Below are 15,380 nucleotides of genomic sequence, written 5' to 3' on the forward strand. Positions count from 1 at the left end.
CTGTTACAAAAATCATGTGTTATTCTTCACATTCGCCCATCCCCAGATTGACAGAAGCAAGGGCACTGGCTATACTTGAAATGTTAAAATGCAAATCGGACAAATCGTTGATGAAAATGAAGTACACCGGAGGATGGCTTGATCAGAGAAAAGGTTCCTTTACGAAACGTTTCGTAATGGCTGTGAGAACCTTGAAGACAGGCCGGTGGAAAGCTAATTTCGGAGTGTGAGATCAATGCTCACCGGGGGCGCCCGTTATCAGCCGCGACAAGGCGATCGTCTGCAATTGTCCCATTAGTGGGGTCAAGGCGATAACCAGGGTGGTACCGCGATATTAATCGTCCCTGAATTATTCAGGGGCGTTTTTTTGTTTTTATTTTTTAGGTATTTTGTAATTTCCGGTGTAAATGCCGAAGTAAAAAGATGAGACGGGAGCTGTAAATGATGAAAGCAAGTGAAATTCGTTCCAAATGGCTTAAATTTTTTGAAAGTAAAGGTCACAAGATTGAACCAAGTGCGTCCCTCGTTCCTCACAACGATCCTTCGCTTCTGTGGATTAATGCGGGTATGGCACCTTTGAAAGTGTACTTCGATGGCCGGGAGGTTCCAGAAAATCCGCGCCTGACTAACTCACAAAAATGTATTCGTACCAATGATATCGAGAATGTGGGTAAGACACGCCGTCACCATACATTTTTCGAGATGCTGGGTAACTTCTCCATCGGCGATTATTTCAAAGAAGAAGCTATCACATGGGCTTGGGAGTTCCTAACCGGCAAAGAGTGGATCGGCTTTGACCCGGAACGTATTTCCGTAACGGTGTACGCAGAGGATGAAGAGGCATTTAAGCTGTGGAATGAAAAGGTTGGCCTGCCTGCTGAACGCATCATTAAGCTGGGCGACGATAATTTCTGGGATATTGGCGAAGGCCCATGCGGTCCTTGCTCGGAAATCTTTTATGACCGTGGTGAAGCTTACGGCAGTGATATGAGCGATCCGGAAATGTATCCAGGTGGAGAAAATGAACGCTGGTTAGAAGTATGGAACCTGGTGTTCTCACAATTCAACCATAACAAGGATGGCAGCTATACGCCGCTTCCGAATAAAAACATTGATACAGGGGCTGGCTTGGAGCGTTTTGCATCCATTCTACAGGATGTAGATTCCAACTTCGACACTGATTTGTTCCAACCTATTATTCAAAAGACAGCACAGCTCGCGGGTGTAACTTATAAAGATAACGTTGAGCAGGATATCGCGCTTAAAGTAATCGCTGACCATGTGCGTACCGTTACTTTTGCGGTCGGGGATGGAGTACTTCCTTCTAATGAAGGACGCGGTTATATTATCCGCCGTTTGCTTCGCCGTGCTGTTCGGTACGGAAAGACCTTGGGTCTGGATCGTCCATTCCTGTATGAGCTGACTGAAACCGTTGGCGAAATTATGGGTGTCTACTATCCATCCGTTGTGGACAACCGCGAATATATCGCAAAGATTATTCGTACTGAAGAAGAACGTTTCCACGAAACATTGTCTGACGGATTGGCTATTTTGGGTGAGATCAGTGCTAAAGCAAAAGCAGAGGGTCTCAGCAATATTGCTGGAGCCGATGCATTTAAGTTATATGATACTTATGGGTTCCCATTTGACCTGACCGAAGATTTCGCAGCGGAGCAAGGTTTAACTGTAGACCGAGAAGGTTTTGATGCGGCTATGCAGGAGCAACGGGACCGTGCGAGAGCTGCACGTCATGATGGCGGCAGCATGAAGATCCAGGGAGGCGCACTAGCAGACCTGACGGTTAAAAGTGAATTTGTTGGATATAATGACTCGGTAACAGAGTCGAAAATCCTGGCTATTGTTGTGGGTGATGAATTGGTAGATGTCGCCGGTGAAGGCGCAGAATGCCAAGTTATTCTTGATACAACACCGTTCTATGCTGAGAGCGGCGGACAAGTAAGTGACACGGGTGTGCTTACTGGGGGTTCAGTTACAGCTAAGGTAAAAGGACTCTTTAAAGCTCCACACGGCCAACACGTACATTTGGTAACTGTGGAAGCGGGAGAATTGAAAGTGGGCGAATCCGTTCGCGCGGAAGTGGATCGTGCGGAGCGTGAAGATATCGTGAAGAACCACACAGCTACCCATTTATTGCACAAAGCGCTTAAAGAAGTTCTTGGCGGGCATGTTAATCAAGCGGGATCTTTAGTGGAAGGTGCTCGTTTGCGGTTTGACTTCTCCCATTTTGGAGCGATTACTCCAGAAGAATTGAGCGATATCGAACATCGCGTAAATGCACAAATCTGGCGCGGTCTAGATGTAGTGATTGAGAACAAGCCGATTGATGAAGCTAAAGCAATGGGAGCAATGGCACTCTTTGGTGAAAAATACGGTAATATCGTCCGTGTCGTTCAAGTGGGTGATTACAGCCTTGAGCTTTGCGGTGGTTGTCATGTATCCAACACGTCGCAAATCGGAATTTTCAAGCTGCTTAGCGAAAGTGGCATTGGTTCCGGAGTGCGCCGCATCGAAGCGGTTACCGGACGTTACGCTTACCAGTTCACTGAAAGTCAGCTAGATTTGCTCAAACAATCAGCAGGCCTTCTTAAGTCTTCTCTGAATGACGTTCCGAAACGGATCGAAGCGCTGCATAACCAGGTGCGTGAGCTTTCGCGTGAGAATGAGTCCTTGCAATCCAAGCTGAGTGCTACTTTTGCTGCTGAACTAACAAGCAGTGTGAAGACAGTTGGCGCAGGTACGCAGCTCCTGGCTGTTGCTGTTCAAGCAGGCAATATGGATGCTTTGCGTTCCACAGCGGATGAATTGAAATCCAAGCTTCCGGATGCAGTGCTTGTATTAGGTGCGGCGATGGATGATAAGGTGAACTTTGTAGTATCTGTACCGCAAGACCTGGTGAAGAAAGGTTTCCACGCTGGTAAACTCGTTAAAGAAATTGCAGCGGTTTGCGGCGGTGGTGGCGGTGGGCGTCCAGATATGGCGCAAGCCGGTGGTAAAGATGCTTCTAAGCTAAACGAAGCATTGGCAAAGGCTGAAGAATTGGTAGCTTCCTTAGCCTAAGTTAAAATTACGAAACCATTTCTCTAACTAAACGTATTACGAGAAAACATAGCGGTACTGAGAGTTTGATATCAGTACCGCTACTCTTTATTAGCAGGATGTTAGATATTCATGAATAATTGTGCTTGACAATAGCTTAAAAGCCAAAAATATCATAATTTTTGTAGAGAAAATGCCAAAAAAAGCGTTAATAACGGGCAGGATTTCCTCGTTGGGGCATGAATATGTTATGATAAAGGAAGCAAGCGAGCTGCACAGTAGCAACTTTGCGAAGCCGTCCCAAAAGGCGATTTTGCAGAAGGAAGGTGTCACAAATGGACTCCATGGACAAAACGGTCAAATTCAATGTGAAGGGCGACGAAAAGGAAGCTTCTCCCCAGGAAATATTGCTAGCAGTATACGATGCACTGGTGGAGAAAGAGTATCATCCGATCAATCAGATCGTAGGGTATCTTCTTTCCGGAGATCCGGCTTACATTCCGCGCCATAACAATGCGAGAAGTTTGGTCCGGAGAAAAGAACGTGATGAGCTGATTGAAGAGCTGGTTAGATTCTATCTCGTCAATCACAGGGTGGACAATCCGAAATGAAGAAGAAGTTAGGTTTAGATTACGGCGACCGTAGAATCGGTGTAGCCACAAGTGATGTTTTTGGCTGGACGGCACAAGCTCTTGAAACGATTGAGCGCCGAGGTACGGGTAATGAGTTCGAACGCATTCGTGAACTTGTTGCAGAGCACGAAATTGGAGAGATTGTAGTTGGTCTACCGAAGAATATGAACGGCTCAGTAGGACCCCGGGGCGAAATCTGTATAGAGTTCGCTGATAAGCTACGGGAAGAGTTAGAAATGCCCGTACACCTTTGGGATGAGCGTCTGACGACGGTATCCGCAGAGCGGGTGCTGATAGAAGGGGACGTCAGCCGGAAGAAACGCAAGGGGATTGTGGATAAAATGGCTGCAGCCCTGATTTTGCAAAATTTTTTGGATGCTAACAGTAAAAGGTGAGGGGTGCGAGGATATGACAAACGAACAGATTGGCCAAGAGGAAGAACCGGAAATTATCTATATTCCCGATGAGGAAGGTAATGAAGAGGAATTCGAGGTCATTATGAAGTTTGAGGTTGATGGCTCGGACGCTAAGTATATGATGGTGGTTCCGCTAGACTCCGAGGACGAGGAAACCGATGAGGTATACGCGTTCCGTTATGTGGAAGAAGGCGACGATCTTCAATTGTTCATGATCGATAATGACGAGGAGTGGGCGATTGTCGAAGAGACTTTCAACACACTGGTCGACGAGTTGGACGGAGGATCGGAGAATGACTGAGATATCCGCTGATCAAGCGGTATGGACTTCACGGCTTAAAGAAGCCTACGGAGAAACTGTAGAACTGGAAGATGAGCAAGGCAAATCTTCCATTTACGATATTATCGCCGAATTTGAAGTCGGTGATCGCGGATATGCAGTGCTGAAAGGCTCTGGCAAAGACGTGGAGTATGAGATCCTGCGTATCGTTGTCTCTTCTGACGGACTTCCGGAATTGGAGAGCATTATGGACGATGAAGAGTGGGAAGACATCTCTGAGCTATACGATGAGATGACTTTTCCAGCAGATGGCGCTGAATAAAACTTAAACATGTACGTTACATTTATGATGGGCACGGAAGAGGGCGGAGAATTCCGCGCTCTTTTTGCTTGAAATGCGAGCAATATCCTATATACATCAATCTAAGGAAATATATATTGAATTTTAGGCAATACACTTTTATACTTTATAGTCGGAAAGTGAGGAACCAGACTTGAAATCCGCAATCCGTACTGTGTTAATCATTATTCTTTTGCTGGTAGCAGCAGGAGGTGGGGGCGCATGGTACATTTGGAACGGGATGCAGCCGGTAGAGCCTGCAGGTCCTGCTGTAACATTTACGATAGAGAAGGGCATGGGAAGTGCGGAGATTGCTGATCTGCTTGAGCAGAATGGCATTATCCGTAAGAGTCTTTTTTTTAAGGGATATTTGAAATGGACTAAAGAAGGCTCTAGCTTCAAAGCAGGTACTTATATCGCTAAGCCCGGTGACAGCTATGATGAACTCATTGCAAGATTAAATGCAGGTGATGTAGTTAAGGAAGAAACTGTGGTCTTTACTATCCCCGAAGGATATACTGCTGAGCAGATCGCTAAGAAGCTCGCTGAAGCCTGGAATCAGGATGCGGCTACTTTTCTTGAAATTATGGATACTGGTGCAGGTTTGAAGGGGATTGATATTCTGGGTATCCCGCAGGATAAGAATCTACGCCACCGTCTTGAAGGATATTTATTCCCCGAAACCTATGAACTGGCCAAAGATAGCACGCCCCAGGAAGTTGTAGAAGCGCTTTTGGATCAGTTCCAGAAGAAGCTAGATACGATTCCTAACTGGCAGCAAAAGCTAGAAACGCGTGGATTGTCTCTGCATGAACTGTTGACCGTAGCCTCGCTGGTTGAGCGGGAAGTTGTGGTGGATAGTGAACGTCCGCTTGTGGCTGGTGTTATTTATAACCGCCTAAAGAAAGAGCAGAAGCTGGAGATCGACGCTACCGTTCAATATTTACTCAATAAGCAGAAGGAAAGACTTTTGTATAAAGATTTGGAAGTTGATAGTCCATATAATACGTATAAGAATATTGGACTTCCTCCGGGACCTATTAGTAATCCGGGGCTGGAGTCCATTCAAGCGGCACTCGAACCAGAAGCTTCTGAATATTACTTCTATGTGACCAAAAAAGATGGTACACAGGGCCATTTATTTGCTAAGACCTACAAGGAACATTTAGCCAATATCGAAAAAAGTAAGCAAGAATCGAAATAAACTATTAAAATGAAGAGTGGTGCGGTTGAAATAACTGTACAAGTAGGAGGTACAACATGACTAACAAACCTGAATTGCTGGTGACGGCAGCGTCCTTGGAGGAAGCTGCTGCTCTGCTGGATGCCGGAGCAGATGCGTTGCTCATTGGGGATGACCGTTTCGGGATGCGGCTTGCTGGACATTTCTCTCTGGAGGATACAGCGACTGTCGTAGAAATGGCACATTCGCGAGGCTGCAAAGTGTATGCAAGCTTGGGTGGGCTGATGTCCAACCGTCTGCTGGATGAGCTTCCTGCCTATGTGAAGGCTTTAGGTGAGCTTGGCATTGATGGTGTTGAATTCGGGGATCCAGCAGTGTTAACCACAGTGAAGAAAGAAGCGCCAGCAATGAAACTGCACTGGAATGCGGAAATGACTTCCACCAACTATGCGACCGCGAATTATTGGGGACGCAAGGGGGCTTCTCGCGTTGTGCTGGCCCGTGAGCTGAATATGGATGAAATGACGGAAATGGTTCCGCTTTTGGAGATTGAGGCACAGGTGCAGGTTCATGGAATGACCAATATATACCATTCCAAGCGGAAGCTTGTTGAAAGCTATATGTCACATCAAGGCCGTCCTAGTGATGGAGGAAGTCTCGGGAAGGAACGCGGACTATTTCTGATTGAGGAAGAACGAGATGACCAGAAATTCCCGATTTATGAAGACGAGAACGGCACTCATATTATGAGCTCGGATGATATTTGTATTTTGGAGGATCTGCATATTCTGATGGCTGCAGGTATACACAGCCTTAAGATTGAGGGACTCTTGAAATCGATAGCGTATAATGTAACGGTTGTGAAGACTTATCGTAAAGCTATAGATCTTTATGCGGCTGATCCGGAAGGTTATGCCTTCAATGAGGAATGGATGGATGTAATCAGAACGGTGCAGGACCCTGAACGGGAGTTAAGCTTCGGATTTTTCTATAAAGAGCAAGTATATTAAGTTTGATAAAAATAAAGAGGTTATAGGTCCCCACGAAGATTAGGTACAGCATTTATAGCATGTGACTTAGCTTTGTGGGCGATGGAGGGGAGAACAGGAATGGGAACCATGACAAAGCCGCAATATAAGGGCAAACGTTACCGTCTGGACAAACCGGAGCTCCTCGCTCCGGCTGGTAATTTGGAAAAATTGAAGTTCGCAGTACACTATGGTGCGGATGCTGTTTATATCGGAGGACAACAATACGGCTTGCGTTCCGGCGCAGATAATTTCAGCTTCGAGGAAATGCGCGAAGGTGTTGAATTCGCCAAGAAATATGGCGCTAAGGTATTTGTTGCAACAAACATTTATGCTCACAATGAAGATGTCGCGGGAATTGAAGAATACCTGCGTAACTTATATGAAGCTGGCATTGCTGCTATTATCGTAGCTGATCCAATCATTGTAGATACAGCACGCCGGTTAGTGCCTGGTCTTGAAGTGCATTTGAGTACACAGCAGTCTACGTTGAACTGGCAAGCGGTGTCCTTCTGGAAGGAAGAGGGGCTTCCGCGTGTTGTTTTGGGCCGTGAGACAAGCCTGGAAGAGATCGCTGAGATTAAAAAACATGTCGACATTGAAATCGAAAGCTTCATCCATGGTGCAATGTGTTCCTCGTATTCGGGTCGTTGTGTATTGTCCAACCATTTCACCGACCGTGATTCCAATCGCGGGGGCTGTTGCCAGTCTTGCCGCTGGAAATATGATTTGTTTGAGGATGCACGTCCGGAAGGGACTTGGGTGTCTGAGGAAGAGCAGGCTGAAGCGAAATCTCCAGCTCCTTTGCTTCCAGGGGTAACTCAGATTCCACTGCATCAGCAAGGAGATAATCCCTTCTCCATGGGCTCTAAGGATTTGTGTATGCTGGAAAGTATACCTGAACTGATTGAAGTGGGCATCGACAGCTTCAAGATCGAAGGGCGAATGAAGTCAATCCACTATGTGGCTACTGTCGTTAATGCATATCGTAAAGCCATTGATGCTTATATGGCAGATCCGGAAGGGTATGAATTGAAGCAGGAATGGCTGGATGAGCTTAATAAAGCCGCTAACCGTCCGCTAAACACAGGATTCTTCTATGATACTCCGGATCATGAAGATCATATCTATGAGCCTGAAGAAAAAGCAGCTCCGTATGATTTTGCCGGACTTGTAATTGAGTACGATGCTGAAAGTGGTACGGCACTAGTTCAACAGCGCAATCACTTTAAGCCAGGTCAGGAAGTAGAATTCTTTGGACCTAACGATACGTTCTTCAAGCAAACGGTTGGCGAAATATGGGATGAGAAAGGCAATTCGCTTGATGCTGCCCGTCATCCACTGCAACCTATTCGTATGAAGGTAGATCAACCGGTTGCATACTTTGATATGATGCGTAAGAAGAAGTTTTAATAAAAAACAGGGAAGCCTTTGGTCATCCAAGAGCCTCCCTGTTTTTCTTTTTGACAAAGCAAACAATAAGTTATATATATTAGGGATTAACAAATATCTCCAAGAGAGGAGGTGCAGCAAGCTATTTATTATGTTTAAACATACATAGGTTAAAAGTTGTAAAAAAAGTCTCGTAAAGCTAAGGAAAAAGACCTAATACGCCGATATATATATTGGTTAACGCTTTCATGCGTATTCTAATATTAGCGGGTAGGTGATCAAGATGGGGGATCCTGATCAAGATAGTATTAGTGAAAAGCATAATGAGAGAAGGTTTAGCATGAATAAAAAGAATAAGAAATCGGCGATCACAGGAAACAAGGAAACAAGCAAGATTGAAGGGGCAGTTAAGACACCTAAGTTTAATTTGAAGAATGGGATAGATTTGCGGGGACAGATCAAAAGAGTTAATCCTATGGAATCTGTTGGCGTGAAGATATTCCTGATATTTTTGTGTGCAATTGTAATTGTGGTAATGGCACTTGGACTGCTATCTTATTCAAAAGCCAAGAAGACAATTAAGAACAACGTATCGGAAGCCTACCGTCAGACTATTATTCAGACCTCAGAGAAGTTAGATATTACTTTGAAGCAGTACGAGAACTTGGCTTTACAGCTTTATTTTGATGCGCAGATGCAAGAAGATTTGAAGTCTTTAGTGACTGCACAATCTTCCTATGAGAAATTTGAAGCTACAAGCGCAGTAAGTAAAAAGTTGTCCAGTCAGATTACAACGGATTCTAATATTCTTAGTGTTTCTTTGATCCCGGAGTCGCCTGATCAAGACATTGTTACAAGTGGCAGTGGCGGCATTAAGTTAGATAACATAAGAGAACAAGAATGGTATAAGAAGATTGTCGACAACACTGCATCTTATGAATCCTACTATTCTAAAGGTGATGGTGATGCAGCCAAGAACATATGGTTCTCGACAGCTGTTCAAGGTGATGGAGACAAAAATATTGCTATGGCAAGATCTCTCAAAACCCTGGGCTCAGGTACAGGATACATAGTCATCCTTGTGTTGAAGAATACATTGCTGGAGGAATCATTCGCAAGTGTACAGCTGGGAGATGGCTCTCGAATTCAACTTGTCACTCCTGATGGAACCGTAGTAGCTTCTTCGGATTCAAAAGACGATGGTAAACCTTCAGAGTTCGCTTTTATTCAGGCAAGTAAAAAGGATAACAAAAGCTTGGATGAGAAGGATACAAACGGGAAAGAGATCCTTGCTGTCTTTAATCCAATGATCCGGGCGGATTGGAAGTTGGCAGGGGTAGTCCCAACAGATGAGCTAGTAAAAGAAGCACGTCCGATTCTGTTGACTACTTTTATTGCGGCTGCTGGTGCGGCTCTGCTAGCCATAGTAATCGGGATCTGGATGGTGCGTATGATTGCTCGCCCTCTAGCACGCTTGAAGGATCTTATGGTACAAGGTGCAGGTGGTGATTTAAGTGTACGTACAGAATATGTCTCTAAAGATGAAATTGGCCAGCTATCAGCTTCCTTTAACGTGATGATGGAGCGTATTACTGAGCTTGTATCGCAAACGACAGAAACCGCTCGGGATGTGCTGGAGACCGCTGGTGAGCTTGGTGAAGCCTCACGGAAGACAGCTATTTCTGCGAAGGAAATCGCAGCCGCTACGGAAGAAATTGCCGGTGGGGCAGGCAGTCTGGCGCTTGAAGCTGAACGAGGTAATGAGCTTACAGATGTGATAGCTACGCAAATGCAGACTGTAATATACGCCAACACTGAGATGGATGAAGCAGCACGTGGGGTTGGTGAAGCTAGTGCTCAAGGTGCTAAGCAATTAACTGACCTGCTGGATCAGACTAGCCGCACTGGAGAAAAAACAAGTGCACTTGTCGAACGTGTCAACCACCTGAAGGAGACAGTATTCTCCGTAATTAAGGTGTTGGATGTGATGAAGAGTATCACGCAACAGACGAATATTTTATCATTAAATGCGACAATAGAAGCCGCTCGTGCAGGAGAAGCTGGTAAGGGCTTCATGGTAGTTGCGGGTGAAGTGCGGCAGCTTGCTGACCAATCGAAACAATCTATTGCCCTTGTTGCTGGAATTACGGATAAGATCATGGCGGAAATGAACGAAACGGAAGCTGTATTATCCGAAGTAGCACCACTGTTTAAAGAACAAGTAAGCTCCGTGAAGAGTACAAGTGATATCTTCCTGTCCGTAAAAGGACAGATGGATGAATTCATAACAAGCCTGGAATCGGTGACGACAGCGATTAGCAGTCTGAATCATTCGCAAGGTGTGTTGTCAGAGGCTATGGGGAACGTTAGCGCCGTAGCTGAGCAATCTTCAGCAACTTCCCAAGAAGTAGCTTCACTCAGTAATGAACAGCAAAATGTAAGTGATCAACTCGTTTCATTATCTGGCAAGCTGGAAAGTGCTTCAGGTCAATTGAAGGACAAGCTGTCATTATTCACTATAAAATGAGTGGATTCATCACTAATTTCTAAATTGTTTACCTAACAAAACCGCTTCTTCAACATGAAGAGGCGGTTTGTTGTTGTGTAATGAAGAACTACACCGTATAATAACTTTGTTAGGTATTTGTTATAATTTAATAACAAGTTAGGTAAAAAGTATTAAGGAGAAGGACCAAATGAAAGGTAGACGCATCTCTGGCTGGTGGTCCGTTATCGGGGACATGAGCATGGAACGCAAGCTGCTCCTCGTCTTTTTAATTATCATTACCCTCCCGCTATCCTTCATCAGTGTATTTACCTTCAAGAGCTACTCAGAATCTATTCAGGGGAACACCATTGCTTATTCTGAGAAATTAATCGACCAAATGATGGATGGAGTAGACGATTATATCGAAGATATGAAGCGTATTTCATCTATGCCCGCCTATGTGAATGATATCAAACAGAATTTAATACGTTCGAACAACTACCATGAGCAGAAAAAGATTATGGGAGGCGCAACTGGGAGTGCTGCTTTGTCGCCCGGTGATTTTGATCTTCTGTTGTCCATTCAACGGGGGATAGAGGGCAATATTTCGTTTATTAACAATATTAAGCGAGGTGCGAACTCGGTTTATATTTTTGACGCTTACGGAAATGGTTATTATTCTGCGAAGGATGGTGGCGTACGACTCGATCTCGAGCAAAGCTATAAATACTGGAGCCAGCAGACTAAGGATTCCAGCGGAGAAGCATTATTGTTCGGTACTCAAGCGTATACAAGTAATCTGCAGAGCACCCGATATGCTTTTACCGTTGTTCGCAAAATCGTGGATGGCTTGTTAAATCCAATCGGGCTGATTGCGGTTGAAGCGAATATTAGCAATTTGGAGAATCAAGTTACGGAGCTGGATAAAGTCACCCATGGGAAGTCGTTGATTGTGGATGAGAAGGGAATGGTCATCTACGACAGCGACAAGAAGCTGCTGGCCACAGATATTTCTGATTCAGACTTGTTCAAAAGAGTTGGAGGCATTTCTGGAAGCTTTTATGATACAGTCAACGGAAAAGAGCGGTTGAATATTTACTCTGGCTCTACCAAAACCAATTGGAAGGTAATTATCTCTATTCCTGTTGATGTACTGATGCGTGATGTGAAGCTGACCCGTAATACAACACTTGCTGCTACATTAAGTATCATAGTGCTAGCGTTAATTATTTCGATTATTCTTTCCGTTGCCCTTACTAAATCGCTGACTCAAATGATTCAATTGATGAAAAAAGTTCAGGGCGGCGATCTGGATGTGATGTTCAGAGTTAAACGGCGTGACGAAATTGGTCTGCTAGGGCATCAATTTAATCGTATGTTAGCCCGAATCAGGCAGCTAATTCAGGATATTTACCGCATAGAAGAACAGAAAAAGGAAGCAGAGCTTCATGCGCTGCAGAGTCAAATCAATCCTCATTTTATCTATAACACACTGGAGTCCATCCGAATGACCGCCGAGCTGAATGATGATGTCGAAGCTGCGGATATGATCTCTATTCTGGGCAAACTGCTACGGTACAGTACAAGTGATCTGAGTGGTAATACGACATTGAAGCAAGAGCTTGGGTATGTGCGTAATTACGTCGAGCTGCTGAACTATCGTTATCCTAACCGTTTTTTACTGGATATCGATGTGCCGAAGTCGTTAGATAATTACTCTATTATCAAGCTGGTCTTCCAGCCTATCATTGAGAATGCAGCTTACCATGGCTTAGATGATAATAAGCCGCAAATGCATTTAAACATCCGCTGCGAGATTACAGAGCAAATGCTGTTGTTTCATATTAAAGACGACGGGATCGGAATGGATGAGAAGACTTTGGAGAAATTGAATGATGGGCTGCAGAACGAAAGTCCTCCTAAGAAAAGCATTAACGGGGGGATAGGCATGAAAAATGTACAGCAGCGAGTGCGTCTTCATTATGGAGCGGCATTTGGGATCCAGGTATATAGTGAGCTTGGACGAGGGACCGATGTTATTTTGTCGCTGCCATTACTGGAACAGGAATTAATTGGCTTACCTGAGTAACGAAATAAGAGGGGGCTGTCCGTTGAAGGGGTTGAAATTAGAATGGACTATGCGGACCATACTGTTACTTCTCTTAGTGTTATTGAGTAGTAGCTGTGCCAATAACAATAAGCAGACGGAATCCACTCCGCCTCCAGTTGGAGACAAGGTGAAGTCTGACTTGTCCGGCACCATAGTCATGATGACCAATCGAATAGATCTGATTGAGAACGGAACTTTTCAAGGATACGCGGACCAATTTAAACAGAGATACCCCGAAGCCAATGTGGAATTTGAAGGCTTGTCCAATTATGCAACGGATATTCTGGTACGGCTGTCCACGAAAGATGCCGGTGATGTACTGTTGCTTCCGGTGAATCTTCCGTCAAAGGAGCTGGATTATTTTTTCGAACCGCTGGATGAAGAAACCGCCGCTAGTGAGCGTTTCACCTCTTTTGCTACGTATAACGGGAAACGTTATGGGCTGTCCACGGGGACTACTACGGTTGGGATTGTCTATAATAAAAAGGCATTTGAAAAAGCAGGAATAGCTACTGTTCCTAAGACGCTGGATGAATTCTACGAAGCTTGTGCGAAATTAAAACAAGCGGGTATTATCCCCCTATATATGAATTATGGAGCCGTCTGGCCTTTACGTGAATGGGGAAACAGTTTGGTTAACTATATGACAGGTAATCCAGAGTATCTAAATAATATGGTAAATGAGGATAGCCCGTGGCAGCTTGATAATGAGTGGGGGAAATCAATTTCCATTGCTCGAACCTTAATTGGTAAAGGCTATGTTGAAGATGAACTATTCTCGAACAATTGGGAGATATCGAAGACTAAGCTAGCTAAAGGTCAAGCAGGGATGTATTTACTGGGAAATTGGACGATTGGACAAGTCCTTGATGTGGGGGCTGCCCCGGATGATATTGGATTCTTCCCGTTTCCGTATGATAATAGCAGTGCTCATTATGCGCCGATCAATCCAGATTGGTTCATGGGGGTTAGTAAATATACCAAGAACAAAGAGCTTGCTATGGCGTGGTTGAATTTTTTTGTGAAGGAGACTTCCTATCGAGATGATTGGGGATTTCTTCCGGCAGATGGAAGCTTGAATCCCTCTATGTCGCAGTATCGTGAGTTTTTATCTTATAAGCCTAAGCTACTCGATGCTACTGTACAAAGTGATGCGTTCATCGAGCTGGCGAATAGAGCCAAAATGTCCTTTTGGTCCGGGGATTATATTCAGGAGTTACTGGCTGCGCCTGATTTACAAAAGGCTTTTGACGAATTAAATGCAAAATGGAAGGAAGCGCGGGCAGGAGCGCCACAAACTTCTCAGCCTTAAAGTTAGTACTACATAAATTTGATGACATTCTCTGGAGGGTTATATATGGCTAAAAAGGTTACCATGCAAAAAATCGCTGATCATCTCGGCGTATCCAAATTCGTTGTCTCCAAGTCACTTTCGGGTAAAGGCGGCGTTAATGAGACGACAAGAGAACGAGTGATTCAAGCGGCATCGCAGCTGGGTTATTTTACGCAAAAAAATGCTTTTGTCCAAGGTATAAAACGCACGCCTCCGGTAGGTGGCGGGGATCGGAATAAGCAATCCGTGCTGGTGTTAATGCCGAATATTCGTTCTCAGACGCAGGATTCCTTGTATTGGGGAAAAATTGTGGATGGTATTGCGATTGCGCTGGATCAGGAAGGGCTTGGGATGGTCATTATCTCCGAGAACCGTGCGGATAATTTCGTTAATATTTTGAATCCCAATGGAATCCTTGGTTTGATAGGTGTGGGCCAAATCTCTACTTCCTTGCTGCTTGAGGTACACCGTATTGGTTTGCCGATGGTGTTGATTGACCATGAAGATCCGCTAATTCCAAGTGATACTGTGTTTGCGAATAATGTGGATTCTATGGCTCGACTTACGAATCATTTGATGGGCACAGGCCATACCCAAATGCATTTTATCGGCAATATTGGATTCTCACGCAGTTTCCGCGACCGGTGGATTGGCTTCCGGAGTGCGCTGGAGGAGAGCGGAATAAGACTGCCTTTGGAAGATGATGCGAATCTTTTTCTGGAAGGGGTGGAGGAAGACTTGTTTCAGGAGGATTTTAAAAGCTGGGTGAATAAGCGTAAAAAAGCCAAAACACTCCCGACAGCCTTGGTTTGCGCTAACGACTCCACAGCCCTTTCGGTCAGTGACATCCTCAAGGAAGAAGGGTTTAATATTCCGGAGGATATCTCGGTTACTGGCTTTGATAATATTGAGGATGCCTTAAGAGGCGTTCCACCGCTTACAACTGTTCATGTTCCTAAAGAAGCGATGGGCCGAGCCGCAGTGGAGAAACTTCTGAGCCGTATTCATAATCCTTCTGCACCGCTTGAGAAAATCCTTATCGCAGCGGACATTGTTCATCGTGATTCCGTGGATAAGCCGCGAGACTAGAACTTTGTTGATCTAAAAAGTATATAAAAGCC

12 protein-coding genes are annotated in these 15,380 nt (G+C 44.8%); all 12 read left to right on the plus strand.

Annotated elements, in window-relative coordinates:
• The first annotated feature begins 444 nt into the window (after positions 1-444).
• Positions 445-3,078 (plus strand): alanine--tRNA ligase, encoded by a 2,634-nt coding sequence (alaS, locus tag MHI32_RS08090; protein ID WP_076126297.1) that lies wholly within the window; start codon positions 445-447, stop codon positions 3,076-3,078.
• 314 nt (positions 3,079-3,392) lie between these two features.
• A complete protein-coding gene (locus MHI32_RS08095; protein WP_036675601.1) occupies positions 3,393-3,668 on the plus strand; it encodes an IreB family regulatory phosphoprotein in 276 nt (91 codons plus the stop codon).
• Positions 3,665-4,084 carry a Holliday junction resolvase RuvX gene (gene ruvX / locus MHI32_RS08100; RefSeq protein ID WP_036675598.1) on the plus strand — a complete coding sequence of 140 codons (420 nt, stop codon included), beginning with the start codon at positions 3,665-3,667 and terminating at the stop codon, positions 4,082-4,084. Before MHI32_RS08095 ends, ruvX begins: the two co-directional genes overlap by 4 nt.
• 13 nt (positions 4,085-4,097) lie before the next feature.
• A complete protein-coding gene (locus MHI32_RS08105) occupies positions 4,098-4,406 on the plus strand; it encodes a DUF1292 domain-containing protein (RefSeq protein WP_038569507.1) in 309 nt (102 codons plus the stop codon).
• The gene (locus tag MHI32_RS08110) at positions 4,399-4,707 is read left to right on the plus strand and encodes a DUF1292 domain-containing protein (protein ID WP_076104918.1); all 309 of its coding nucleotides are present in this window, start codon (positions 4,399-4,401) and stop codon (positions 4,705-4,707) included. Before MHI32_RS08105 ends, MHI32_RS08110 begins: the two co-directional genes overlap by 8 nt.
• Positions 4,708-4,879: 172 nt before the next feature.
• Entirely contained in the window at positions 4,880-5,929 is a 1,050-nt protein-coding gene (gene mltG / locus MHI32_RS08115; protein WP_248547697.1) for an endolytic transglycosylase MltG, read from the plus strand.
• Between the two features lie 56 nt (positions 5,930-5,985).
• A complete protein-coding gene (locus MHI32_RS08120) occupies positions 5,986-6,918 on the plus strand; it encodes a peptidase U32 family protein (protein ID WP_076126299.1) in 933 nt (310 codons plus the stop codon).
• A 99-nt stretch (positions 6,919-7,017) separates the two neighbouring features.
• The gene (locus tag MHI32_RS08125; protein WP_036675585.1) at positions 7,018-8,349 is read left to right on the plus strand and encodes a U32 family peptidase; all 1,332 of its coding nucleotides are present in this window, start codon (positions 7,018-7,020) and stop codon (positions 8,347-8,349) included.
• Positions 8,350-8,668: 319 nt separating this feature from the next.
• On the plus strand, positions 8,669-10,855 hold the full coding sequence (locus MHI32_RS08130) for a methyl-accepting chemotaxis protein (RefSeq protein WP_248547696.1): 2,187 nt from the start codon (positions 8,669-8,671) through the stop codon (positions 10,853-10,855).
• 169 nt (positions 10,856-11,024) lie between these two features.
• On the plus strand, positions 11,025-12,905 hold the full coding sequence (locus tag MHI32_RS08135) for a sensor histidine kinase (RefSeq protein WP_340012139.1): 1,881 nt from the start codon (positions 11,025-11,027) through the stop codon (positions 12,903-12,905).
• A gap of 22 nt (positions 12,906-12,927) precedes the next feature.
• On the plus strand, positions 12,928-14,238 hold the full coding sequence (locus MHI32_RS08140; protein WP_340012140.1) for an ABC transporter substrate-binding protein: 1,311 nt from the start codon (positions 12,928-12,930) through the stop codon (positions 14,236-14,238).
• Positions 14,239-14,283: 45 nt separating this feature from the next.
• On the plus strand, positions 14,284-15,348 hold the full coding sequence (locus MHI32_RS08145) for a LacI family DNA-binding transcriptional regulator (protein ID WP_076184715.1): 1,065 nt from the start codon (positions 14,284-14,286) through the stop codon (positions 15,346-15,348).
• The last annotated feature ends 32 nt before the right edge of the window (positions 15,349-15,380 follow it).

The sequence above is a fragment of the Paenibacillus sp. FSL H7-0690 genome, assembly GCF_037980415.1.
In the GTDB taxonomy this organism is placed as follows: Bacteria; Bacillota; Bacilli; order Paenibacillales; family Paenibacillaceae; genus Paenibacillus_AQ; species Paenibacillus_AQ odorifer.